The sequence below is a fragment of the Bradyrhizobium sp. PMVTL-01 genome (assembly GCF_051861855.1).
Lineage (GTDB): Bacteria > Pseudomonadota > Alphaproteobacteria > Rhizobiales > Xanthobacteraceae > Bradyrhizobium.
In genome coordinates, this window is sequence record NZ_CP193982.1 from 6,315,141 (window position 1) to 6,338,033 (window position 22,893).

Sequence of the window (22,893 nt, forward strand, 5' to 3'; positions counted from 1 at the left end):
ACGAGACAGCACTCAAGGCAACGACACCACGGTCCTCTGCCGCGCGATGCAGGTGCGCAGCGCCTCGTCGATCGGCTTGCCCCACCAATCGTTGGCGTAAGCGCACATCGGCTCACGCATGCAGACTTCTTTGGCCATCATCAGCAAACGCCGTGCGGCCGAATTCGCGATCAAGCAACGCGGGAATACCCGCGGCCGGGACGGCATCACTGAACAGGTAGCCTTGTCCTTCTGTGCAGCCATTGGCCACCAGATAGGCCAGTTGGCCTGCGTCTTCGACGCCCTCGGCCGTGGTCGTCAAGCCAAATCCTTTTGCGAGGCCGAGGATAGCACGAACGATCACCCGGCTGTCGGTACTGTCGTCGAGACGCGACACGAAGCTGCGGTCTATCTTGATCTTGTCGAGGCGAAAGGAAAGCAGCTGGCTAAGCGTCGCATAACCTGTTCCGAAGTCATCGAGCGCGATGCGGACGCCGGCCTGACGGAGTTCATCAATCACGGCCTTCGCAACCCCGGTCTTTTCTACGAACGCGCTCTCGGTAATTTCAATCTCCAGGCGGCGCGGACTGACGCCGGTTTGCCTAAGGATCGATAAAATGCGCTGTCCAAGCGCGGGATCACGCAATTGAATGGGCGAGATATTGAAGGCAAGCATAGACGCCTCCGGCCACGCATTGGCATCGAAACAGGCGCGGCGAAAAAGCTGATCTCCAAGCGCGTTGATGAGGCCCGTTTCCTCTGCAATCGGAATGAACACGTCGGGTGGAATACGCCCCAACGTCCTGTTTTCCCAACGCGCCAGGGCCTCGAACCCGATGATGCACTGACCTTTGAGTGAAACCAGCGGCTGGTAGTGCGGCTCGATAATATCGGCCATGATGGCGCTGCGAAGCTCTCGCTCGATCTGGATGCGCCGCTCGACGTGCATGTCCATCTCTGGTTCGAAAAAGCGAACACACGACCTTCCTTCGCCTTGTGCGCGATAAAGTGCACGATCGGCGCGCCGGACCAATTCGTCGATATTGACGCCGTTGATCGGAGCGATGGCGATGCCAATCCCAACACCAAGCTCGGCTGCCCCGGTCTCGATCGCGAAAGTGCCGGCGGCGGACGCCACAATACGGCGCGCCAGATTGGTGGGAACGTCGAGGGAGCTGATGTCTGGCAGGACAATCCCGAATTCCTCGCCCCCAATCCTCGCCAGCACGCCATCCTTGCGCAAGATGTCGGCGACCCTGTTGGCAAATTCGCATAGCGCCTTGTCCCCCGCTGCGTGGCCATGCGTGTCCTTGATCCTCTTGAAGCCATCAAGGCCAAGCATCAGAACGGCCACCTGGTGCGTGTCGCTGGCGAGGCCAAGGCACGCATCAAGTTTTTCATCAAACAGGCGACGGTTAGGCAGGCCGGTCAAGGGATCGTGTCGCGCCAGATCGCGCGCTTCTCCTTCTGCAATGGTCCGTGCTTTGGTTTCGCAGACGAGCTCCCGATAGCGGCGAACACTAAAGATTGTCAGCGCAAGGCTCAGGAAGAACGCGACGAATATGATGAAAACGATTTCGTCGGGTGCCGAATCCGCATAGCCCAGTCCCAGCTGAAACAGACGAGGGCCAAGCCCATAGACATGCGCCAAGATCGAAGCGAGAACGACGCCCCCAAAGAGAGCAATGAAATCCCTTGTGGCAGAACTACGCCAATCGAACCAATCGGCGTGCAGGACGCCCGATCGTGGAGTTGACTTCATCACAGTCGAACCTTCACTGAGGCCGGTGGTTGTTCCAGTGATGTTCTTACAGGTAGCATAGATGTCCACTTAATACCAGATGTTGTGCTGTGCGCCGATCGTTGGAACTCGAGTAACGCTTCGCAAAGCTGCTACGGTAAACGCGCCGTCAGATCGCATCGTCGTTCCGGCAAAAGTGGTTTGCGATCGACCCGGCCGGTCGCACATCGTTAACGCGGCCAAAGCGACGACTTGCGCCCGCAAGGTGCCGCTTCAAGACTTCGAAGGCGCGCGACTGCCAAGCCAACCAATGGCAGAAGCATCGCAGCTGTCCCAAGCGGCTTCTACCGGCCATGTCGATCGGTAGATTGACGTGATCTGGCGGCTCCACCGGCACGCCTCAACCACGACGCCGTGGCCCCGGGCAATCGCTGCAAATCATCCCGGGGAGGTTGCATGCCCTGGAATTTACGGTCTTGGCGTGTTACGATCGATGTCCTGAATCTTTCTCGACCGGCTGCGCGACTCCCGAAAATCGTCTCGGTTTAACCGCGCTCTCGCGGCCGGCGAGCCGCCGACGGTCCATGAAACGACTGCAGGTATCACCATGGGAGACGGTCTATGCATATGAGCACCGATCTTGCGGTATCTGAGCCGCCCAACGCGCTCCGGCTGATCACACAGGCGTATATGAGCCTTCTCCTCATCGCCTTCGCCCTGATGCCCGCCCTGTTCATCGCCTACCTGTATTTCCAGCAGGATCACACGCTAAAATTCGAAAATCACCTGTTCCACGAATTCGCGATCGCCGTTGCCACCCTCGAAGGGCTGTTCGTCACCTATGTGACATGGCGTTGCTACCGGTCTTCAGGCGAACCTCTATTGCGCTGGTTGACGCTGGGTTTTCTCGGCTTCGTGCTGATCTATGCGCCGCACGGCGCCTTCACCGGGATGGCACACCGCAACATATGGCTGTTTCTGCTCTATGGACCGGCGTCGCGTCTCGCGATGTCGATTCTGCTCCTCGTTGGGCTGCTCAGCTACAACCAGCCGTCAGACAAGGTCGAGAAGCGTTCGGATGCGCGCGCATGGCTGATGTGGATTGGCCTGTTCCTGATGATGGACATAGCCGTCGCCGTGATCGCCTACTCCCCCTTTGCCGGACACCCGGCGGTACGCTTGTCCATGGAGGGCGGCGCGCTGGTGTTCAGTACGCTGAACGTCGCGGCCATGCTCATGCGACGGATTCATTCGCCGCTCATGCTTGTTTTCGGCATTTCGGTCGCGTGGTTTGCGCTATCGTCGCTTGCATTCATTCTGGCGGGGCCGTGGAATCATATGTGGTGGCTCGCCCACGCGATCTTTGCTGGCGGCTTCTTCCTGCTCAGCTATGGCGTTGTCCAGGCTTTCCGAACGACGCAATCATTCTCGACCATCTATAGCCAGGAAGAAATGGCGGCCCGCCTGGCCGCGTCGATGGCAGACACTCAAAGGGCACTACAGCAAGTGCAGCTGAGCAATCAAAGGTTGGAACGCCTAGCTGCCACCGACCCGCTGACCGGTGTCGGAAATCGGCGCCACTTCATCGAACATATCGGCGCCGAGATCGCGCGCGCCAAGCGAACCGGTGCTCCACTATCCCTGCTGTCGCTCGACCTCGACCATTTCAAGGATATCAATGATTCGCGTGGTCACAGTGTCGGCGATGAGGTCCTGCGCGTATTCGTGCGCAAGTGCCTGGAGGCGATCCGCCCTTACGACTCCGTCGCGCGCGTGGGCGGCGAAGAGTTCATGGTGTTGCTGCCGGGGGCAACGCTCGACACGGCTTGCACTGTAGCGGAGCGCCTTCGATCGGCCATCGAAGGCGCTGCATTCGACGTTGGAGCCCAACCGTCGGTCGGCGTCACCATCAGTGTCGGGGTATCGGAGTTCGGGCGCGATGGAGACACGCTTGACGGATTCCTGAGCGTCGCCGATCAGCGGCTCTATCGCGCAAAACATGAAGGTCGCAATCGTGTGATTGTCGCGTAGGTGCCATCGTTCATCCGGGCGCTTTGGTGGTCCCGCGTTCGAGAGGGCGCACCATTCGGGTTTGACTCGGCCAGCGACGGCATCTCCAACGCATCGGCCATGGAACTGGCGAACGTCCGCCTTGTGGTTCGAGACGGCACGCGGTGCGCCATGAGGGGTCTGGCATGGGCCGACGACCTCATCCCAAGGGGCAGCCACGCAGGCGCCGCGTCTTTGGCGTTGCTCGAGTCATGATCCTAAACCACGCTTCGGTGCCGCGCGATACAGGTGCGAAGCACCTCATCGATCGGCTTGTCCCACCAATCGTTGGAGAGACGGCCCCGGATTACGGCAGCTGATCGAATGTCAGGGTGTTGTCGAGGGTATCACCTTGAGCGATTGACCCCGGCACATGGAGTTTTGGGCCCTGATAATTCGGGAGCTTGGTTACGATCGAGATCTGGTTTCCGCCGCACGCGCCTTCGAGTTCGTCGTTGCTCAACTCACACATTTCGTTGTTCGACTTCGTCATGATCACTCTCCTCTTTGCAATTGCCGAAGATTCCATCCTCAAGCCTTGCTACACTTCAGTGTGCAATGTTCAATTTGACCGTGTCCGGCCGATATCGTGCGAGCGCAAGAGGGAGATTTTCGCTATGCCAATCGCAACTGAAAGTGGAACTGCCCACCCTCATCCGGATCACCAGTCCTGAACTGGGCTGTGCCGTCCGGCTTCTGCGGCGTGTAAACGATCTCGGGTTTACCGTACGAAAGGCTGGCTCCGCCGCTCACTTGGTGCAACTGGCTGATCTCGATCTCACGCGCATTGTCGAGCTCCCGCATGATCATTCCCCTGTAGCCTCTCGGTGAGGACCATTCCTCAACGGTAGAAAAGGGGGTACGCCAACCCAAACCCGAATTTCTGTGACTGACGTCACGATCGGTTTAGTTGGCCGTGTCATGTCGAGAATTCCGATCACCGGGGCTTCGACGCTGATGAGCATCTGCGGAAAAAAGAGCCCGGCTGTTGGCCAGGCTGTCTTTCAGTGATTGACGCCGCTATCGATAACCAGCGTTAAGGCGACATCGAGGTCAGGATCATTTGATCTCCCACGACGTGTTGTGCGGGATGTCCATTGCAAAATAGTCGCCGGAGCCAGCCAGCGCAGGCATAGTAATACACGCAAATGGCTCGCTCCCAGTGATCCCCTTATACTTGCCGGTACCGCCGGTGATGATATGGGTTCCACAGTCCATCTTTGGCTGGGATTTGTCGAGGTCCCGAGTATCGAAGGTCGAGAAAATCTTGTCACCGTCGCTGTCGGCCAGCACGCAGGCTCCATCAATGTATTTCTTCTCACCGGATGAGACGTTCAGCGCCACGCAACGCGCGGACATCTTGTCCAGCATCTTCTCTCCCTTCATGTTTTGGGTTGTTCCGATCGCCTCCAGCGTGGTGGCCTTGCCAAGTTCGGCAGTATCAATCGTCATCAACGGCCTAAATATGAAGTGCGTTACATAGGGGGTTGTACCCTTCTTCTCAATCGGTTCACTCTGAACAGCCGCCGGGGCGATGGCCACGAGCGCTGTGACAAATGCCGTTGTTTTCGCAAACCTCCAGGCTGCGGCGGGTGTATCGACTATGCTCGGGTAAATACACTTCATGGATCCCTCCCTGGAATCAAAAGGCGGCTTCAAGGCTCTGCGGTGAGCTGCCGCCAAGTTGGAAATGTTTCCTTGCTAGAGTCGAGTTGTGCGTCGGCTGAACGCCAACGCGACAAGCCCTAACGATGCTCCGTCTCAAACCGACGAAGTATGCAGCGATTGTCGCTTCGATCGTTGGTTCATGCGGTTCTTGGTGAACCGGCTCAGCCAATGCTGATAAACGGTCAACACCAAGGCATGACCGCATGATCCGAAGCGAGCCGCATCGTAGCATGGAGCGTGGCGGATGTCAGCCGTCAGGCCCGCAACGCACGGCGCTTATCGTCAGCTGTGCTGACCGACCACGCATGCGCAATCTGACTCTTGTCGATCGTCTACCCTGGCAAGCGGACCTTTCTTGGAGGCCCTACCGAACTTCGCAGTCGGGCCAACGGCTGCCCTTCGCGTTAGAAGCGCTGACTCATCTCCAACCGCCTTTACCTCGGGCGCGACTTTTTGCCTCATCGCCTGAACTTTGCGATCCGTGCGCTGAACAAACGGAGATATCTGAAGGGAGTTGAGATTCCCGCAAGGTTCACATCGGTAGCGGATACGTTTGTATGAGTCGCAATGCGGCTCGCAATGCGAACTGACGACGCACTTTGTGCGCAAGAGCCCCAGATCCGAGTCATCCAGAGGTATCGCTGCCTGTCCAGGGAAGGAGGAGACCTCATGCAACTCAAGCAAACCGCAATCCGCATGTTTGCCGCCGCGTGTCTCACCTGGACCACGTCAGTTTTCGCTCAGCCAAGCGAACCTCAAGACCCGAGAATCAAGGCGGCGATGGACCTCTTGGTGTCGATCGCGGCCCAGCTTGGTCCGCCAAGGGTCGAGGGTACTGAACCCGTTGCAGGCAAGGAGGTACCCGTCATTTATTTTGGTTCGGCAAAGATGAACAATAGTTTCGACCTGGTCGACGAGGTCGTGAGGAAAGCGCAGGGCACGGCCACAATATTCGTCAGAAGCGGTGACGAGTATGTTCGGGTCGCGACTAACGTGAAGAAAGATGATGGCTCCCGAGCGATCGGAACCATTTTGGATCCCAAGGGCAAGGCGATCGAGTCCATCAGGAAGGGCGAAGCGTTCTATGGCGAGGTCGACATCCTCGGCAAGCCCTATGTCACGGGCTACAAGCCTATCCGGGATGCCTCGCAAAACGTGGTCGGCATCTACTACGTTGGCTATTTGAAGTAGATGCCGTCCGTCGCGCCGCCACTGCCTCAACGTCCATGCCAATCGCGCTTGGCGCGGGGTGAGGGCACGAAACGATTGGATCGGTGACTACAATTCTGGGTTCGCGCTTCCCGGGACTTGCGGAATGTCTGCCTCGGGTCGTCGGAGAATTGAACGGGATCAACCTGAAGTCACGGTATTCGCCTATAGCTCCGGACCAGAAAGTCCGACCTCTCGCTCAGCGCGAAGGACATTGCCATAGAGACTGCTGATCCATTGTCTTCCGCTGGAGGTTACATTCAAATAGCGGATGGCAGTTTGGATGTGCGGTGCGACCTTCGTCCAGTAAAACTGAGGGTATTTATACACCACGTCCGCGGGCGTGGTGTATCCGAGCGATTTGTTGAGTCCTATCTCCTGGAACTCGTAGAACAGCGCATTTGATTTCTTCATGTAGTTCGGATCGCCGAGCTGACCGATCAGGTCGGCGGCGCGAAGCAACAAACCTTCCTCTTCGTCAAGATCATCCTTGAGTTCGTTTGCTGATGCGTCTGCATAGGGAAAACGAGTGTATTCGATGGTTTGTGCAACGCGAGCGGCGTCAATTTCGTCAACTGGGTCAAGGCGCTCCACGGCGAATAATTTTGAGCGGTCGACATGATAGGGCGCAAGCGCTGCATCGGAGGAGCCGATCGGTAACTCGACCGTTCGCCCGGTACCATCGACCACATAGGCACCGTCCTGGTCTCCGTGAACTATTCCCCGAACGTAGCCAATGTCGTGAAGCAGGCACGCCAGGATGAAGTGAGCATAGTCGCTAGCCGTCGTTGGCCTAAGAAGGGAGCGCCCGATCAGGATGTCGTGCCCCACCAGCGTGACCAACAGGGTGTGCTCGACGTTGTGGTAGAGTGCATCGCTGTTACCAATACATTCCAAGGCCAGCTTTGCTGCATAGGGCAGCAATTCCGGCAAGCTGGCGTGGGACGAGCCGAAGCGACCTCTTGTCTCCGAGATCAGGAACGCACCGAGCGCCTGGGACGTCAGTTCCGGGATTGTTATCATGAGCAATCTCTCACTTTGGTCGCCGAACCTTCAGGAGGCCTTCTGCAGGATCGGGACGGAGAGGACGATCGTAGTGGTGTGAAGCCAAAGGATGGGTAACAATTGAGTTAGATCAACAGCAGCGACGCCGGACTACGCGTGTGCGCAGTGGCGACTTCCGCTTGGTGCCCAACGGCTGCCCTCGGTACCTCCACGAGGCTATTCCGCCTAACCTTCGGAAGTGGACAGTGCGAGCACAAGAGCACAAGTCAGCCACGCGTCCGATAACGGAAATTTCCCTGTCCTATTAAGGAGCTGGCGCGTGTAGTAAGCTCCGAGCGAGTTCAACCAATTCAGCAATACGCCTCCCTGGGCTTGGTCTTTGTCGCAACTTTGCACGCGGCGGGTCACGCACGTCACCGCGTGCATTCTGGAGCGGAGAGTTAGATGAGGACTCACTCGATAAAGATATCTTTTGCGATAACCCTGCTGGGTGCTGCCATCACGAGCGGCGCAATTGGTCAGCAAGACCAGCACCTCGGTAAGGTGACATTCCCCACCTCCTGCGATCCCGCCGTACAAGGCGAGTTCGACCGCGGCGTCGCCATGCTGCATTCATATTGGTTCCTGATCGCGCGCCGGAAATTCGAAGCGATCCTGCAACAAGATCCCGGCTGCGCCATGGCATATTGGGGTGTGGCGATGGACCTCCTTGGCAACACGCTTGCGACCACGCCATCAAATGTCGAGGCACAAGCGGCCTGGGATGCACTTGAAAAGGCACGGTCGGTCGGAGCGAAGACTCCGCGCGAGCGGGACTGGATCGAGGCGTTGAGCGCCTATTTCCGCGACTACAACAAGGTTCCCGTTGATGCCCGTCTGACGGCCTACAATGCTGCGATGGAGCGCCTGGTGCAAACCTATCCAGACGACTACGAGGCGAAGGCGTACTACGCGCTCACGCTACAAGCTTCAGCGAAGAAGAACGACCTCTCGTACAGCAACCAGCTGAAATCCGCGGCACTTCTGGAAAGCCTGTTCGAAGACAACCCTCAACATCCGGGTGTGACGCATTACCTCATTCACGCCTACGATTTTGCTCCGCTTGCCGAAAAGGGCATTGCGTCGGCCCGTCGCTACGCCGGCATCGCTCCGGCGGTCCCGCATGCGCGGCACATGCCGTCTCACATCTATTCCATGGTCGGGCTCTGGGAGGAATCCATCGCCTCAAACGCCTCAGCGCTTGAGATTCAGCCCGACTACTATCACGCATCGGACTTCACGGTGTATGCGCATCTGCAGCTCGCGCAAGACGCCAAAGCCGACGCGATGATCAAAAGGTCGCTGGCCACCGCCGATCGCGGCGACCGACCGATCAACTTCGTCAATTTCACTGCCAAGGCCGCCATGCCGGCGCGCTATGTCTTGGAGCGTGCCGACTGGGCCGGCGCTGCCGCCTTGGCGATGACGCCGACCAAATATCCGATGGCGGATTCGTTGATCCGCTTCACGCGCGGCCTCGGCATGGCGCGTGTCGGCGATATCGCCGGCGCCAATAAAGAGATCGAGGAGATGAAGGTGTTGCGCACGACGCTGCAGGGGGCGGACCAGTCCTACTGGGCCGAACGCACCGAAGAGCAAATGCTTGCGGTTTCCGCGTGGGTCGCACTGAAGGAAGGCGACCACGAGCGGGCCCTCAAGTTGATGCGGGCAGCCGCCGACAGCGAAGACGGCAGTGTCAAACACGTGGCCATGGAGAACCGCCTCTTTCCGTTGCGCGAACTGTTGGCGGAACTGCTCCTCGAGGTGGGACAGTCGACAGCCGCACTGAACGAGTATGAGACCGCACTCAAGCAAACTCCCAATCGCTTCCGCGCATTCTGGGGCGCCGCGCGCGCTGCCGACCGCTCCGGCGACCGTCGGAAGTCGACCGAGTATTACAGCAAGCTGATGGAGCTCGCCAGGAACGCCGACACGGAGCGGCAGGAAATCCGCGAAGCCAAAGCACAACTGCGGAACGACACCGTGGGCACTTCACGACAATGATGCTTCGGCAGTCCGCCCCATGCCAAAGAGCGCCGTCAATGTAGGGATGACAACGCTGATCCCGGCAATCGCTGCGGCGACGGTGCTCGGTGGGCTTCTCGCCTGTTTCGCCGTCTACGGGAATGCCCGGACGGAATGGGGGATTATACAGCTGTTCAGCGAGACCACCGGCAAAGGCACGAACGCAGTCACGCCCGAAGCCTGGCCGATCTGCACCACGATGGCACCGGTGGCGGCGGATGCTGAATGGGTGGAGCTCGATCCCGATTTCAAGGCGGGCAAGAGGGCGCTCGCCGCTGCGGACTGGAACGGGGCCATTGCATCGTTCATGCGCGCCGCCCTGCGTGACCCGCTCAATGCCGATATCCAGAACTACCTTGGTTATTCCTATCGACGCTTGCGCCAACTCGGGCCGGCTATTGGACACTATCAGCGGGCGCTCATGCTGAATCCGCGTCACCGCAGCGCGCACGAGCATCTTGGCGAGGCTTATCTGGTGCTAGGCGAGCCCACCAAAGCTGAGCAACATCTGGCTGCATTGGAAAATCTCTGCCTCCTTCTTCCTTGCCAGGAATATGACGATCTCAAGCGCGCCATCGGGGCATACAGAACGCTCGCTGCACATTGAGGGCAGATCGGCCGCGTCGGAATTTGGGCGCACGGCTTCCGCTCAGCACTTCGCGTCTGTGATCGGTTGAGGCTGCTCTACCTCATTCGAGACAATGGCGTTGCATTGCTGGAAGTGAGAGGACAACGCAAGTTCGGCCAGATGATCCCAGTATTCGGCTTCTGCGAGCAGCTGCCACTTGTTCATGCTGTTGTACGCGGCCTGCTGACGGCACAGTGAGCTCATCGCACGCAAGCGTCGCACTTTATCCACTGCGAACCTCCCCTCACGCTTGCTTGTTTGCAAGCGCATTTGTGTCGTGCACAGCTTCGCAGATCGAATTGACGAGTGATAGCCCGGTGTTTGACGGAGGATCGATGATAGCGCAATCGTCTGACTTTTCACCGAACAGCCGAGCCCGACAGAATTCGACCTCGAACCAGTGTGGCCCGGCGCATCGAATTGCAGGATCGTCCCTGGCGATCTTTCGCCGCAACAAAGCACGCCGGTGCCTTCGGTAAAGCTGGCAGCCTCGTCACGCCGATCACAGCAATGGCCCCGACGGTTGCACGTCGGGGCCATTCAAGATCAACATGCATGGGTACATCCGCCGAGCGTGCTGATCGTTGATGCCACTGATTACCACATCCGATCTGGCACAGACTGTGGCGAGGCTGCGGCATCGGAATGATGATATTCTGCCTGAAAGCTGATGGCCGTCCACCTCATCATTGGTGGTACTCCCACCAGCTTGCTGCTTCGCAAGCGTCATCGACCGGCCACGGGCTGCACGCGCGGTAGCTCTACACCACCGTCCGGTGGCGCGCGATGCAGGTGCGCAGCACCTCGTCGATCGGCTTGCCCCACCACTCGTTGGAAAAGATCTCGATCTCCGAATAGCCGGCAAAGCCCTGCGCTTCGACGGCTTGACGCACCGACTTGATGTCGATGACGCCGTCACCCATCATGCCGCGGTCGTTGAGGATGTCCCTGGTCGGCACCAGCCAGTCGCAGACATGGAAGGCGAGCAGGCGATCGTTGCCGGCACGCGCGATCTGGCCCATCAGCTCCGGATCCCACCAGATGTGATAGACGTCGAGCGCGACGCCGAGCACGCCGGTGCGGCCGGGGTCGAGCCGATCGCAGATGTCGAGCGCCTGTTTTGTGGTGTTCACGCAGGCACGGTCCGCCGCATAGGCCGGATGCAAGGGTTCGATGGCCAGCGGCAGCTTTGCCTGTTTGGCGTAGTCGAGCATGTCGGCGAGAGCCTCCTCGACCTGCCCGCGCGCCGCCGCGATATCCTTTGAGGCCCCACTGCCGGGCCGCGAATATTGCGGCAGGCCGCCGACGACGAGGACGATGCACGGCGCGCCCAGCGCCTTGGCTTCATCGACGCAGCGGCGGTTATCGTCGCGCACCTCGGCCCGGCGCGTGGCGTCGGAGGTGAACATGCCGCCGCGGCAATAGCCGGAGAGATCGAGGGCGGCATCGCGCACCGCACGTGCAGCGCGGTCGAGACCGACGGCGGCGACTTGGTCGCGCCAGGGATCGATGGCGCGGATGCCGTGCCTCGCGCAGGCATCGATGATCTCGACGAGGTTACCCTGCTGGCGGACGGTCGCCGTGTTCAGCGACAGCCAGCGGTGGTCGGACGAGAAATCGCGCATCAGGATTCGATCCCGTGGGTGGCGAGCACGGTCTTCATCCGCTGCGTCGCGAACTCGGGATCGGCGAGCAGGCCGGCCCTGTCGGCGAGACGGAACAGCTCGGCCAGATGCAACGTGGAGCGCGTGCTCTCCTGTCCCCCGACCATGGTGAAATGGTCCTGGTGGCCGTTGAGATACGCCATGAAGACGACGCCGGTCTTGTAGAACCTCGTCGGTGCCTTGAAGATGTGACGCGACAGCGGCACCGTCGGCCCGAGCACGTCGTGGAAGCCGGCCTCGTCGCCGACCGCAAGCCGCGACAGTGCGTAGGACGCTGCCGGCGCTATGGCGTCGAAGATGCCGAGCAGCGCGTGCGAGAAACCCTGCTCGTCACCGGCAATCAGTTCCGCGTAGTTGAAGTCGTCGCCGGTGTACATCCTGATGCGCTTGTCGAGACGCCTGCGCATGTCGATCTCGCGCTGCTTGTCGAGCAGCGAGACTTTGACGCCGTCGACCTTGCCGGCGTTACCGTTGATGATGGCGACGGCCGCGTCCATCGCCTTGTCGAGATCTTTCGTGCCCCAATAGCCCGTCAGCGCCGGGTCGAACATGTCGCCGAGCCAGTGGATGATGACGGGCTCGCGGACCTGCGAGAGCACGCGGTCATAGACTTTCGCGTAGTCGTCGGCGTTGCGGCCGAGTTTGGCGAGGGCGCGCGAAGCCATCAGGATGATACGGCCGCCGACCTTCTCGACGGCCGAGATCTGCTCCTCATAGGCGCGGATCACGTCGTCGAGGTTTTTGGCGTCCTCGACCGCGAGATGGTCCGTGCCGGCGCCCGAGAACACCAGCGCATTGCGCCGCCTGGCGGCGCTGACCGAACGCGTGATCAGTTCCAGCGAGGTCGGCCAGTCCAGCCCCATGCCCCGCTGCGCGGTGTCCATGGCTTCGGCAACGCCGAGGCCGAGGTCCCAGACGTGCTCGCGAAAGGCGATGGTCTTGTCCCAGTCGACGGCGACCGAGAGCCAGGGATCGTTGTCCGCGAAGGGATCGGCCACGGTGTGCACGGCCGAGAAGGCGATGCGGTTCAACGATCCCTCGAGCCTTGCCGGGAACGTGCGCGAGGCCGCGAGCCGGTAGGTCTCGATCGAGCGATCGGCCTTCGGCAGCTTCAGGGATAACGACGACATGGTTTGGACGGGCTTGTTCATGACTTCAGACCTCTCCTCGTCATTGCGAGGAGCAAAGCGACGAAGCAATCCAGCCTTCCCCAGCGGAAGACTCTATGCTTCGCTTCGCTCGCAATGACGGCTCAACTGACATTCGGGCTCTCTCGACCTCAGACCTTGATCGGGGCGACGTCGATCCAGCGCCGCTCCTTCCAGCTCTTCAGCGCGCATTCGGCGAGCTGCACGCCCTTGGCGCCTTCGAGCAGCGTGAACTTGTAGGGCGCATCCTCGTAGACGTGACGGATGAACATCTCCCACTGTTCCTTGAAGCCGTTGTCGTAGGTGACGTTGTCGGGCAGCTTATGCCAGTCGCCGTAGAAATCGTGCAGCCGCTTCTCGTCGGGATTCCACACCGGCCTCGGGGTCGCCTGTCGCGCCTGGATCATGCAGTCGGAAAGGCCCGCGACCGCCGAGCCGAGCGTGCCGTCGACCTGGAAGGTGACGAGGTCATCGCGGTAGACGCGCGTCACCCAGGACATGTTGATGTGGGCGATGATGCCGCCCTCGAGTTGGAACGTCGCGTAAGCCGAGTCATCGGCGGTCGCCTTGTACCTCTTGCCTTGCTCGTCGAACCGCTCGGGAATGTCGGTGTTGCCGATGCAGACCACGCTCTGGACATTGCCGAAGAGATTGTCGAGCACGTAGCGCCAGTGGCAGACCATGTCGAGGATGATGCCGCCGCCGTCCTCGTCGCGATAGTTCCAGGACGGCCGCTGCGCCTCCTGCCAGCCGCCTTCGAACACCCAATAGCCGAATTCGCCGCGCACCGACAGGATGCGGCCGAAGAAGCCGGAGTCGCGCAGGAAGGCGATCTTCTTCAACCCCGGCAGGAACAGCTTGTCCTGCACGGTGCCGTGCTTGACGCCTTTGGCATTGGCGAGCTTCACGACCTCGACGGCGTCCTCGAAATTGGTCGCGATCGGCTTCTCGCAATAGACGTGCTTGCCCGCATTGATGGCCTGGGTCAGCAGACCGGGGCGCGCCTGCGTGGTCGCGGCGTCGAAGAACATGGTGTCGTTCCTGTCGGCGAGCGCGGCATCGAGATCGGTGGTCCAGCGCGTGATGTTGTAGCGCTTCGCCAGCGCTTCGACCTTCTCGGCGCTGCGGCCGACCAGCATCGGATCGGGCATGACGCGGTCGCCGTTCTTGAGGCGAACGCCGCCCTGGTCGCGGATCGCGACGATCGAGCGGATCAGATGCTGGTTGAGCCCCATGCGGCCGGTGACGCCGTTCATGATGAGACCGAGACGTTGGGTGGTCATGTCAATTGCTCCTGAAGTGAATTTGGCTGTTCCAGCGGACGAAGCGCCGACCAGTCCGGATGGACCGACGTCGCAAAGCCCACTGTGTTGAGCGATCCCGTCAGGAGATCGCCGTTGTGAATGTTGAGGCGAACGCCCTGCCCGGCATCGGCGTAGAGGTCGGGATGCGCGGCGGCGAAGGCTCGGGCCTCGGCGACCGGCGTCTCGCCGAAGCCGTCGACATAGTGGTGGCCGTTGCGCTCGGCGTGCGTGACGCCGATGAAGGCGCCGAGCGCGAGATCCTGCTGCACGGCAAGGCCGGCCTGGCAGGTCAGGTCCTCGCCCGCGACGAAGTACCGCGCGCCGTCGGCGCGCCATTTGGCTGCGCGCGTCGCGTTGACGATGGACTTGTAGAGGCCCTTGCAGGATTTTGACGAGATGCCGCGATAGCCGAGCGCACGCGCTGCGGGGAATGCATCGTAGGAATCGTCGGCCTCGTCGATGATGAAGCCGTGCGCCGCCAGCGACCCCAGCGGCGATTGCCGCGTGATATCGCGCGGCATCGGCTGTTCGACGTAGAGCAGGCGAGAGGCGATCGGACGCAATGCGGCATCACGCGCGATCCGGTCCATCAGCGCCTGCAGCGCAGCGAGATCGGCGTACTGCTCGTTGGCGTCGAGCGTCACCTTGTAGTCGCGCCCGAGCGCATCGAGTTCCTTGCCGATCCGTGCCAGCCGCGCCGCATCGGCTGCGGGTTCGCCCGCCAGCTTCAGCTTGAAATAACGTGCCCCGGCATTCTCATGTGGGTCGGCGACGCCGCCCTTGCCTTCGACGATGTCGTCGAGGCCGACGGTATGCCGGATCGCGACGCGCGACAGCGGCTTGCGGCCCGCCAGGAACGCCGGGGGATCCGCGTCCTTCAGATCGGGCGACAGCCGCGCATCGATCCCGGCGATGTTGCCGGCCATCCCATCAAAGAAACTGGTCCCGGCGGCGCGCAGCAGCGCATCGAGGATCGCCTTGTCGATCTCGGCAGGGCCATAGGCTGCGGCAAGCGCCGGAATGTTCTTCTTGCCACATGTCGCGATCTGGGCACCGATGCACGAGGCATGCAGATCGAACGCCGCCAGAAATCCGGTCCGCGCCAGATAAAGCCCGCGCGCAATCTCCAGCGACCGCCGCAGGCCATCGACCGTCTGCGCCGGCGACAGCTCCGGCCGCTTGTCGAACCATTTCGGCACCAGCAGTTCGGCGCTGGCGCCGATCGCGGTCCCCCTGCCCTCGACCTCGATCTCGACCCGCACGAACAGCTGCGGCGTCGCGTTGATCGTGATCGCGCCAAAGCGGAACGGCCGCGCGAACTGCACGGCTCGTTCGAAGAAGGCGACGTCTCGCAGCTTCAGGCGCGGGGGCATGATGCACCCGAATGATCGTTAGTAACGCTGGTGCAGCGGCGCAGGCAGTGCACCTCTCCCGCTTGCGGGAGAGGTCGGCGCGTTCCGGGCGATGCGAAGCATCGTCCCGCGCCCGGTGAGGGTTTTCTCCTCTGGGGGGTCCTCGCGAGTGGAGTTACTCTCTCTCCAGCCCTCCCCCGCAAGCGGGGAAGGGAGCGCACCGTTCGTGCGGTTGCCAAGGTGACTCTCATCAACTCTAATCCAATGCACCTTGCGAGAAGAAGTGCTTGCGGATGCGCTGCACGAGCTCGGTGAAGACAGGATCGGCCATCACGTCGAGCGAACGCGGGCGCGGCAGCGGCACGTCGTAGATCGCGGCGACCGCGCCGGGCCGCTCGGTCATGACCAGCACGCGGTCGGCGAGGAACACGGCCTCGGGAATCGAGTGCGTGATCAGCAGCACCGTCTTCTTGGTCTCGCGCTGGATCCGCATCAATTCGACATTCATGCGCTCGCGCGTCAACGCATCGAGTGCGCCGAACGGCTCGTCCATCAGCATGATCCTGGGATCGTGTACCAAGGCGCGGCAGATCGAGGCACGCTGCTGCATGCCGCCGGAGAGCTGCCAGGGCAGCTTCTTCTCGAATCCTTCGAGCCCGACCAGCTTCAACAGCGACCTGGCGCGATCGAGATATTCCTGCCGCGGCAGCCGCTTCATGTCGATCGGCAGCATCACGTTGTTGAGGATATTGCGCCAGGGCAGCAGCAGCGCGTTCTGGAACACGATGCCGACATTGCCGTGCGGCGTCGTCACCTTCTCGCCCTCGACCAGGATTTCGCCCGACGTCGGCGGCAACAGGCCCGAGATCAGCTTGAGCAGCGTGGACTTGCCGCAGCCGGAAGGGCCGACCACGACGAAGAACTCGCCGTCATTGATGTGGAAGTCGAGCGGCCGCAGCGAGGGCACGTCGCCGTCGCGCGTCCGGTAGGTCTTCGACACGCCGGACAGCTTGATGCCCGACGCGCCGCCGGCCCGGTCGCGCACCAGTCTCAGATGCGCGGCCGGCTGTACGGTTTCGCTCACGATCGCCGGCAGCTTCACGAGCCACTCTTCGGCAGATAGTCGTTGGTGTAGAAGGCCTTCGGGTTCTCCTTGGCCTTGGCGTCGAGCCCGCCATATTCGACCAGCAGATTGACCGTCTCGCTCATGTTCTGGTCGGTGACCTGGAACGGCCGCTTGGCCTTCGTCTCCGCGGTCCGGTAGAGCGGAATCGTCAGCTCAAAGCCCTGGGTCAGCGTGTCGATCTTGCCGCCCTTGGGGTTGGCATCGAGAATCGATTGCGCCGCCGCCTTGGGCTCCTTCTCGGCGGCCTCGACCGCCTTGGTCGTCGCCGACATGAAGCGGCGGACGAGATCGGCATTGGCCTTCACATAGTCGGCGTTGGCGATGATGCCCGAGGAGACCATGTTGATCCCGTAGTCGGCAAACTTGATCGGATAGACGTCTTTGCCGGTGGCATCCTTGATCTTCATCGACTGGTCCATGACGTAGCCGAGCAGGAGATCGGCCTGGCCGTTGATGACGGCGTTGAGCTTGGTCTGACCGTCGCCGGCCACCGTCTGGAAATCGCTCTCCTTCAGGCCGGTCTTCTTCAGGAACAGCGGCCAGATCTGGGTCATGGAGTCCGCGGGCGTGATCGCCACCGTCTTGCCCTTGATGTCCTCGGGTTTCCTGATGTTCTTGTCGACGAAGCCCATCGCGGACATCGGTGAAGTCTGCAGCAGCACCCCGGTCGCAACCACCGGCGCGCCCTTGATGGCGGCGCGCATCATGGTGGGCACGTCGACATAGCCGAAATCGGCGGTCTTGGCGGCCACCGCCTGGGTGGTCGCGGCCGAGCCGCGGCCTTCCTGGATCTCGAGGTCGATGCCTTCGGCCGCGTAGATGCCCTTGGCCTTGCCATAATAGAACGGCGCGTGCTCGCCGTAGACGTACCAGTTCAGCATCAGCACGACCTTGTCGGCAGCCTGCGCCGGCACGGCGGCAAACGCCATCAGCACCACGGATGCAGCCCCAATCCACTTCCTCATCGTCACTCTCCCTGTTCGTTGTTGCGTCGGCCGTTGGTGGCCGATCGATGCCTGAGCTCAAGAGGCGAAAGTCACGTCTTCGCGCTGGCTGACATGCCAGGGAATGACCAGCTTCTCGATCCGGTCCACGATCCAGAACAGGATCACGCCCAGCAGCGCCAGGATCACGAGGGCCGCGAACATCGTCGGCAGGTCGAAGGTGCCGATCGAGCGCTGCATGACGTAGCCGATGCCGGAATTGGAGCCCACGAACTCGCCAACGACGGCGCCGACGACGGCGAGCGTCACCGAGACTTTGAGGCCTGAGAAGATCGCCGGCAGCGCATGCGGCAGGTTCACGGCGCGGAACACCTGCAGGCGGCTGCCCTGCATGGCGCGGGCGAGATCGACCATGTCGGGGTCGACCGATTTGAAGCCCTGCACGGCCGAGACGACCACCGGGAAGAAGCCGAGCAGGAAGGCTGAAATGACTTTGGGAATGATGCCGAAGCCGAACCACACCACGAACAGCGGCGCGATCGCGATCTTCGGCACGGATTGGGAAAACACCAGCAGCGGATAGATGTAGCTCTCGACCGTCTTCGAGCCCGCGATCAGCATCGCGACGGGAATGCCGAACAGCGCCGACAGCAGGAAGCCGCAGACGGTCGCATAGGTGGTCAGCCAGGACTGACGCAGCAGTTCCGGCCATTCGGTGCGCAGCACGGCGAGAACATCGCCCGGCGACGGGATCTGGTAGGCGGGGATCCTGAACAGCCGGATCGCGAGATCCCAGGCCACGACGATGAAGACGAGGAACAAGAAGGGCCGAACCCAGGCCGCATTCAGCAATTTGGAGATCGCATTCTGTGGCTTCGGCTCGGCCAATTTTCACTCCCGGCAGTCTTCTTCGTTGTGTGGAGAAATTAACCCGTTGGATAAATACTGTCCAGAGAATTCCCTGTGACGTTTTGGGCGGTTCCCGGGCGTTTGTGGCGGCGAGGCTGCGTCGGGGGCGCGCGCCACCTCGTCATTGCGAGCGCAGCGAAGCAAATCCAGACTGCCGCTGCGGAAAGATTCTGGATTGCTTCGCTACGCTCGCAATGACGGAGCAAGATGCGGGATCAGCGCGTCGTAACCCGGATTGTGTTCCATCCGGGCCGTGGGCTACACCGTCTGCACCACCGCGCTACGCGACGTCGGAGCCTTGGCGATCTCGAACAGCTCGGCCGAGCGCCCGGTCAGCGCGGCGAGCACGAGGCCGGACATGTGCGCCAACCGCTCGTTTTTCGCCTTCTTGTCCAGCAGATCGCGGCCGAAGATCACGCTCAGCGTCGCCGAGTTGGAGAGATAGAAGAAGCTGAGCGCCGCGATGGATATGTAGAGCTGCACAGGATCGACCGCGACCTGGAAGTCGCCGCTGTCGACGCCGCGCCGCACCACGGTTCGGATCATCTCGACGAAGGGCGAATGCATCGACTTGACCTTGGTCGATTTCTTCAGGTGCTTTGCGCGCGCGAGGTTCTCGGTCTGCAGCAGCGACAGGAATTCCGGATTGCGCAGGAAGTAATTCCAGGTGAACTCGATCAGGCGGCGGATCGCCTCGGGCGGATCGAGATGCTCGAGATCGAGCCCGCGCTCCTCGCTCCGAATCTTGTCATAGGCGCCTTCGAGCACCGCCAGATAGAGCTCGTCCTTGTTGCCGACGTGGTAGTACAGCATGCGCTTGTTGGCGCCGGCCTTGGCCGCGATGCGGTCGACGCGGGCGCCGGCGAGCCCGTGGGCGGAAAACTCCTGCTTGGCGGCTTCGAGAATGCGCAGCCGCATCCCCTCGGGGTCGCGCTGCCATTTCAGAGTTCGCTTTGCCTGTGCCAAACCGGGTGCTCGCTGGGTGGCCGCCTAGCTCGCCTTTATCATGCGAGCGGCCCGCCGCATAGGAGAGAGGCAGGCACCTGCTTCAAGACCGTCATTGCGAGCGCCGCAAAGCAATCCAGACTGCTACCGCGGAAACAGTCTGGATTGCCTCGTCGCAAGGGCTTCTCGCAATGACGAGGAGAGAACGGTGCCCCCTCACTCCACCGGCTTCGGCGAGCGCTCCAGCAGCACGGTCTGTATCCCGCACGTACCGTTCCTGACCGTCATGATCCGCGTGCCCGGCTTGCGGCCGTTGCGCACCTCGCTGACGTCGAGCCCGGCAGCAATCAGGCGGGCGCGGGTGGCATCGATGTCGGCGATGCGCCAGCTCAGCCCCCAGAGCCGGTCGTGCGCCGCGTCGCCCCCGGCGACGGGGCGGCGCACCACCTCGACGATGAGGTCGCCGCAGCGGAAGAACATCAGCTGGCCCCAATCCTGGTGCGAGCGATCGAGCGCGAGATCGAGCCCGAGCCGCGCGCCATAGAGCGCGGCGGCGCGCTCGGAATCCTCGGTGGTGATCACGACATGGTCGAGCCCGTCGATCGGCGCGAAATCGGTCGCGATCGATTTGGGCCGCTCCTCGGCAAGCTCGAGGAAGAACATGCGCACGCCGCGCGTGAGCTCGGTGGCGGCCCGCGTGCGCTTCCAGTGCAGGACGGCATCGGTCGCGGCATCGCTGCTTTCGACCTCGGCGACCGGATCGGGCCTCAAGGCCACCCGCTCCAACCGGCGGTGCGTCCTGGCCATGTCAGCGACACGAAAGCACAGGCTGGCGAGCACACCCTCCTGGTCGTCGAGCAGCGCGCGCATGCGGTCGGCGGTGACGCTGAAGCCGCTCGGCGCCATCAACTCGATCGTCATGTTCTCGAGAGTGAACAGCACGCGGTCGGCGCCCTCGCCCGAGTTGCGCCAGGCCGGCGCACGGGCGAGCAGCGTCTGATAGGCCGCCGTCGCCGCACCGATATCCCTGACCAGAACGACGATGTGATCGAGGCCGGTGATCATGTTCCCCCTCCGCAACGGGCCGGAACCGAAATGCCGGCGAGGTCGTTGGCTCTGCCCGGGCAGCTCGCCCAGCCACGGTCGTATTCCGCCCCCAGGCCGACCTCAAGCCTCTATCGCCATGACTTTGCGAATATTTTGGCTCCCGCCGAAGCGGTGCTAAGGTAAACCGCCGGTCGGGACCACCCAGCGCATCACGGACAACCAATGCAGGCTCTCTTTATCGGACAGACCTATATCGACGTCGTTTTCATCACCGACCACATGCCGACCGGCGACGAGAAGCACGTCGCCTCGGACTACGCGGTGTCCTTCGGCGGCAATGCGGTGACCGCGGCGTTCTGCTGCGCCAAGCTCGGCATCGTGCCGGATCTGATCGCCACCGCCGCCAATGACTGGCTGGGACGCATGTTCCAGGACATGTGCGCGAAATACGCGATCTCGCTGCATGCGCGCAAGGTGAACCAGTCCTCGCTGTCCTTCATCATGCCCAAGGACGGCAAGCGCGCCATCGTCCGCTGCCGCGACGACCACCACATTCACCCCTTCCCGATGCTCAATCTGGGCGGCTGCCGCGCGCTGCATGTCGACGGGCACCAGCCCGATGCGGCGATCCACTACGCCAAGGTGTGCCGCGAGGCCGGCATCCTGACCTCGCTCGACGGCGGGGGCTTGCGCACCAACACGCATGAGCTGCTCGAGTTCATCGACGTCGCCATCGTCGCCGAGCGGCTGTGCGAGCAGATGGACCTCACGCCGGAGAAGATGCTGGACTATTTGAAGAGCCGCGGCTGCAAGATCGGCGGCGTCACCATGGGTGAGAAGGGCCTGCTCTGGTACAACGAGACCGGGGCGGTCGAGACCATGCCGGCCATGCCGATCCCGCGCGAGCGCGTGATCGACACCAACGGCGCCGGCGACGTCTTCCACGGCGCCTATGTCTATTCCTACCTCGCCCATCCCGGCAAAAGCTGGCGCGAGCATTTCGATTTCGCCCGCGCCGCCTCGACCTTCAAGATCCAGCGCCTCGGCAACGAGGCGGGTCTGCCGACGCTTGTCGACATCGCCAAGGTCAGGCACGAGTTCGAGGTCAGGGTCTAGATGGGGCGCGTCTTCGTCGCCGGCAGCATCAACATGGACGTGGTGGCGACGGCCGATCGCCACCCGCGCGTCGGCGAAACCGTCGCCGGGCGGCAGGTGCTTTATTTTCCGGGCGGCAAGGGCGCGAACCAGGCGGTGGCGGCATCGCGGCTCGGCGCGCCGACGACGCTGATCGGACGGCTGGGCAAGGATCCCTTCGGGGCCGAGCTGAAGGCATTCCTCGGCGCCCAGGGCATCGACCTCGGCTATGTCCAGCAGACGGCGGAGGCCCACACCGGCACCGCCATCATCACGGTGGCGGACGCCGACAACACCATCGTCGTCATTCCCGGCAGCAATGCGCTGGTCGGCAAGGATGACGTCAGCGTCGTGCCGCTGCTCAAAGGCGACGTCGCGGTCAGCCAGTTCGAGATCCCGCTGCCGACGATCGCCGCGTTCTTTCGTCGCGCGCGCGAGGCGGGCGCCGTGACCGTGCTCAACCCGGCGCCGGCGCAGAAGATGTCGAGCGAGCTGCTCGCACTGGTCGACATCCTCGTTTTGAACGAGACCGAGCTCGGCTTCCTCGCCGGCGTGGAGCTGTCCGAGAGCGACGAGGCCGCGCCCATCATCGGTGTCGCGCGACAACTCCAGGCGCGCGCGGACCAGACCATCTGCATCACGCTCGGCAAGCGCGGCGTGCTGGCGCTGGCGGGGCGCGAGGAGATTTCCGTGCCCGGCCGCGCTGTGAAGGTGGTCGACACCACCGGCGCCGGCGACTGTTTCGTGGGCGCGCTGGCGGCGCAGCTCGCCGAGGGCACGCAATTGCGTGACGCGCTGACCTTCGCCAACGCCGCAGCCTCGATCAGCGTGCAGCGCATGGGCGCCGGGCCGTCGATGCCGACGGCCGCCGAGGTGGCGGCGGCGATGTAGACGCCTCTCCCCGCGTGCGGCGAGAGGCCGGAATTTGCGGACGCAAATTCCGGCCGAGGGGGGAGTCTCCAGGCATTCGACTTTCA

21 protein-coding genes are annotated in these 22,893 nt (G+C 62.0%); 6 read left to right on the forward strand and 15 right to left on the reverse strand.

The features are described 5' to 3' along the window. Positions 1-112 precede the first annotated feature (112 nt). The gene (locus ACRQ5Q_RS30525) at positions 113-1,810 is read right to left on the reverse strand and encodes a putative bifunctional diguanylate cyclase/phosphodiesterase (RefSeq protein ID WP_439393657.1); all 1,698 of its coding nucleotides are present in this window, start codon (positions 1,808-1,810) and stop codon (positions 113-115) included. 531 nt (positions 1,811-2,341) lie between these two features. Between ACRQ5Q_RS30525 and ACRQ5Q_RS30530 the strand changes: the two genes are divergently transcribed. Next, entirely contained in the window at positions 2,342-3,751 is a 1,410-nt protein-coding gene (locus tag ACRQ5Q_RS30530; protein WP_439393659.1) for a GGDEF domain-containing protein, read from the forward strand. A 325-nt stretch (positions 3,752-4,076) separates the two neighbouring features. Here the strand turns inward: ACRQ5Q_RS30530 and ACRQ5Q_RS30535 are convergent, their stop codons facing one another. The 3 genes from ACRQ5Q_RS30535 to ACRQ5Q_RS30545 all read right to left on the reverse strand — a co-directional run bounded on the left by ACRQ5Q_RS30535 (position 4,077) and on the right by ACRQ5Q_RS30545 (position 5,395). Further along, positions 4,077-4,262 carry a hypothetical protein gene (locus ACRQ5Q_RS30535; protein WP_439393661.1) on the reverse strand — a complete coding sequence of 62 codons (186 nt, stop codon included), beginning with the start codon at positions 4,260-4,262 and terminating at the stop codon, positions 4,077-4,079. 122 nt (positions 4,263-4,384) lie between these two features. Next, the gene (locus ACRQ5Q_RS30540; RefSeq protein WP_439374112.1) at positions 4,385-4,573 is read right to left on the reverse strand and encodes a hypothetical protein; all 189 of its coding nucleotides are present in this window, start codon (positions 4,571-4,573) and stop codon (positions 4,385-4,387) included. Positions 4,574-4,828: 255 nt separating this feature from the next. Continuing rightward, entirely contained in the window at positions 4,829-5,395 is a 567-nt protein-coding gene (locus tag ACRQ5Q_RS30545; RefSeq protein WP_439374111.1) for a hypothetical protein, read from the reverse strand. Positions 5,396-6,106: 711 nt separating this feature from the next. Between ACRQ5Q_RS30545 and ACRQ5Q_RS30550 the strand changes: the two genes are divergently transcribed. Continuing rightward, complete coding sequence (locus tag ACRQ5Q_RS30550) at positions 6,107-6,628, forward strand: Cache 3/Cache 2 fusion domain-containing protein (protein WP_439374110.1); 522 nt, start codon at positions 6,107-6,109, stop codon at positions 6,626-6,628. A 183-nt stretch (positions 6,629-6,811) separates the two neighbouring features. Here ACRQ5Q_RS30550 and ACRQ5Q_RS30555 read toward each other — a convergent pair whose 3' ends face one another. Then, positions 6,812-7,669: an HD domain-containing protein gene (locus ACRQ5Q_RS30555; protein WP_439374109.1), complete on the reverse strand. Its 858-nt coding sequence runs from the start codon at positions 7,667-7,669 to the stop codon at positions 6,812-6,814. A 426-nt stretch (positions 7,670-8,095) separates the two neighbouring features. On the opposite strand from ACRQ5Q_RS30555, the gene ACRQ5Q_RS30560 reads away from it, so the two are divergent. Together ACRQ5Q_RS30560 and ACRQ5Q_RS30565 are read left to right on the forward strand one after the other, a co-directional pair. Next, on the forward strand, positions 8,096-9,694 hold the full coding sequence (locus tag ACRQ5Q_RS30560) for a hypothetical protein (protein ID WP_439393663.1): 1,599 nt from the start codon (positions 8,096-8,098) through the stop codon (positions 9,692-9,694). 46 nt (positions 9,695-9,740) lie between these two features. Continuing rightward, entirely contained in the window at positions 9,741-10,322 is a 582-nt protein-coding gene (locus tag ACRQ5Q_RS30565; RefSeq protein WP_439393665.1) for a tetratricopeptide repeat protein, read from the forward strand. A gap of 42 nt (positions 10,323-10,364) precedes the next feature. Here the strand turns inward: ACRQ5Q_RS30565 and ACRQ5Q_RS30570 are convergent, their stop codons facing one another. The 10 genes from ACRQ5Q_RS30570 to ACRQ5Q_RS30615 all read right to left on the reverse strand — a co-directional run bounded on the left by ACRQ5Q_RS30570 (position 10,365) and on the right by ACRQ5Q_RS30615 (position 20,800). After that, positions 10,365-10,574, reverse strand: a complete 210-nt coding sequence (locus tag ACRQ5Q_RS30570) for a hypothetical protein (RefSeq protein ID WP_439374106.1) — start codon at positions 10,572-10,574, stop codon at positions 10,365-10,367. A 530-nt stretch (positions 10,575-11,104) separates the two neighbouring features. Next, positions 11,105-11,968 (reverse strand): sugar phosphate isomerase/epimerase family protein, encoded by an 864-nt coding sequence (locus ACRQ5Q_RS30575; RefSeq protein WP_439393667.1) that lies wholly within the window; start codon positions 11,966-11,968, stop codon positions 11,105-11,107. Further along, a complete protein-coding gene (locus ACRQ5Q_RS30580; protein ID WP_439393669.1) occupies positions 11,968-13,158 on the reverse strand; it encodes a dihydrodipicolinate synthase family protein in 1,191 nt (396 codons plus the stop codon). The genes ACRQ5Q_RS30575 and ACRQ5Q_RS30580 overlap by 1 nt, the downstream gene beginning before the upstream one ends. A 128-nt stretch (positions 13,159-13,286) precedes the next feature. Then, positions 13,287-14,438 carry a Gfo/Idh/MocA family protein gene (locus tag ACRQ5Q_RS30585; RefSeq protein ID WP_439393671.1) on the reverse strand — a complete coding sequence of 384 codons (1,152 nt, stop codon included), beginning with the start codon at positions 14,436-14,438 and terminating at the stop codon, positions 13,287-13,289. Next, entirely contained in the window at positions 14,435-15,832 is a 1,398-nt protein-coding gene (locus tag ACRQ5Q_RS30590) for a hypothetical protein (protein ID WP_439393673.1), read from the reverse strand. The genes ACRQ5Q_RS30585 and ACRQ5Q_RS30590 overlap by 4 nt, the downstream gene beginning before the upstream one ends. Positions 15,833-16,067: 235 nt before the next feature. Beyond that, positions 16,068-16,913, reverse strand: coding sequence for an ABC transporter ATP-binding protein (locus tag ACRQ5Q_RS30595; protein ID WP_439374101.1), 846 nt, complete (start codon positions 16,911-16,913; stop codon positions 16,068-16,070). Beyond that, positions 16,910-17,902 carry an ABC transporter substrate-binding protein gene (locus ACRQ5Q_RS30600; RefSeq protein ID WP_439374100.1) on the reverse strand — a complete coding sequence of 331 codons (993 nt, stop codon included), beginning with the start codon at positions 17,900-17,902 and terminating at the stop codon, positions 16,910-16,912. The genes ACRQ5Q_RS30595 and ACRQ5Q_RS30600 overlap by 4 nt, the downstream gene beginning before the upstream one ends. Positions 17,903-17,959: 57 nt before the next feature. Beyond that, positions 17,960-18,769 carry an ABC transporter permease gene (locus ACRQ5Q_RS30605; RefSeq protein WP_439393675.1) on the reverse strand — a complete coding sequence of 270 codons (810 nt, stop codon included), beginning with the start codon at positions 18,767-18,769 and terminating at the stop codon, positions 17,960-17,962. Between the two features lie 279 nt (positions 18,770-19,048). Further along, positions 19,049-19,756 carry a TetR family transcriptional regulator gene (locus ACRQ5Q_RS30610; RefSeq protein WP_439393679.1) on the reverse strand — a complete coding sequence of 236 codons (708 nt, stop codon included), beginning with the start codon at positions 19,754-19,756 and terminating at the stop codon, positions 19,049-19,051. 195 nt (positions 19,757-19,951) lie between these two features. Continuing rightward, positions 19,952-20,800, reverse strand: a complete 849-nt coding sequence (locus tag ACRQ5Q_RS30615) for a VOC family protein (protein ID WP_439393681.1) — start codon at positions 20,798-20,800, stop codon at positions 19,952-19,954. A gap of 204 nt (positions 20,801-21,004) precedes the next feature. Between ACRQ5Q_RS30615 and ACRQ5Q_RS30620 the strand changes: the two genes are divergently transcribed. Both ACRQ5Q_RS30620 and rbsK read left to right on the forward strand, forming a co-directional pair. Continuing rightward, on the forward strand, positions 21,005-21,898 hold the full coding sequence (locus ACRQ5Q_RS30620) for a sugar kinase (RefSeq protein ID WP_283020814.1): 894 nt from the start codon (positions 21,005-21,007) through the stop codon (positions 21,896-21,898). Then, the gene (gene rbsK / locus ACRQ5Q_RS30625) at positions 21,899-22,807 is read left to right on the forward strand and encodes a ribokinase (protein ID WP_439393683.1); all 909 of its coding nucleotides are present in this window, start codon (positions 21,899-21,901) and stop codon (positions 22,805-22,807) included. It begins immediately after the preceding gene. Positions 22,808-22,893 lie beyond the last annotated feature (86 nt).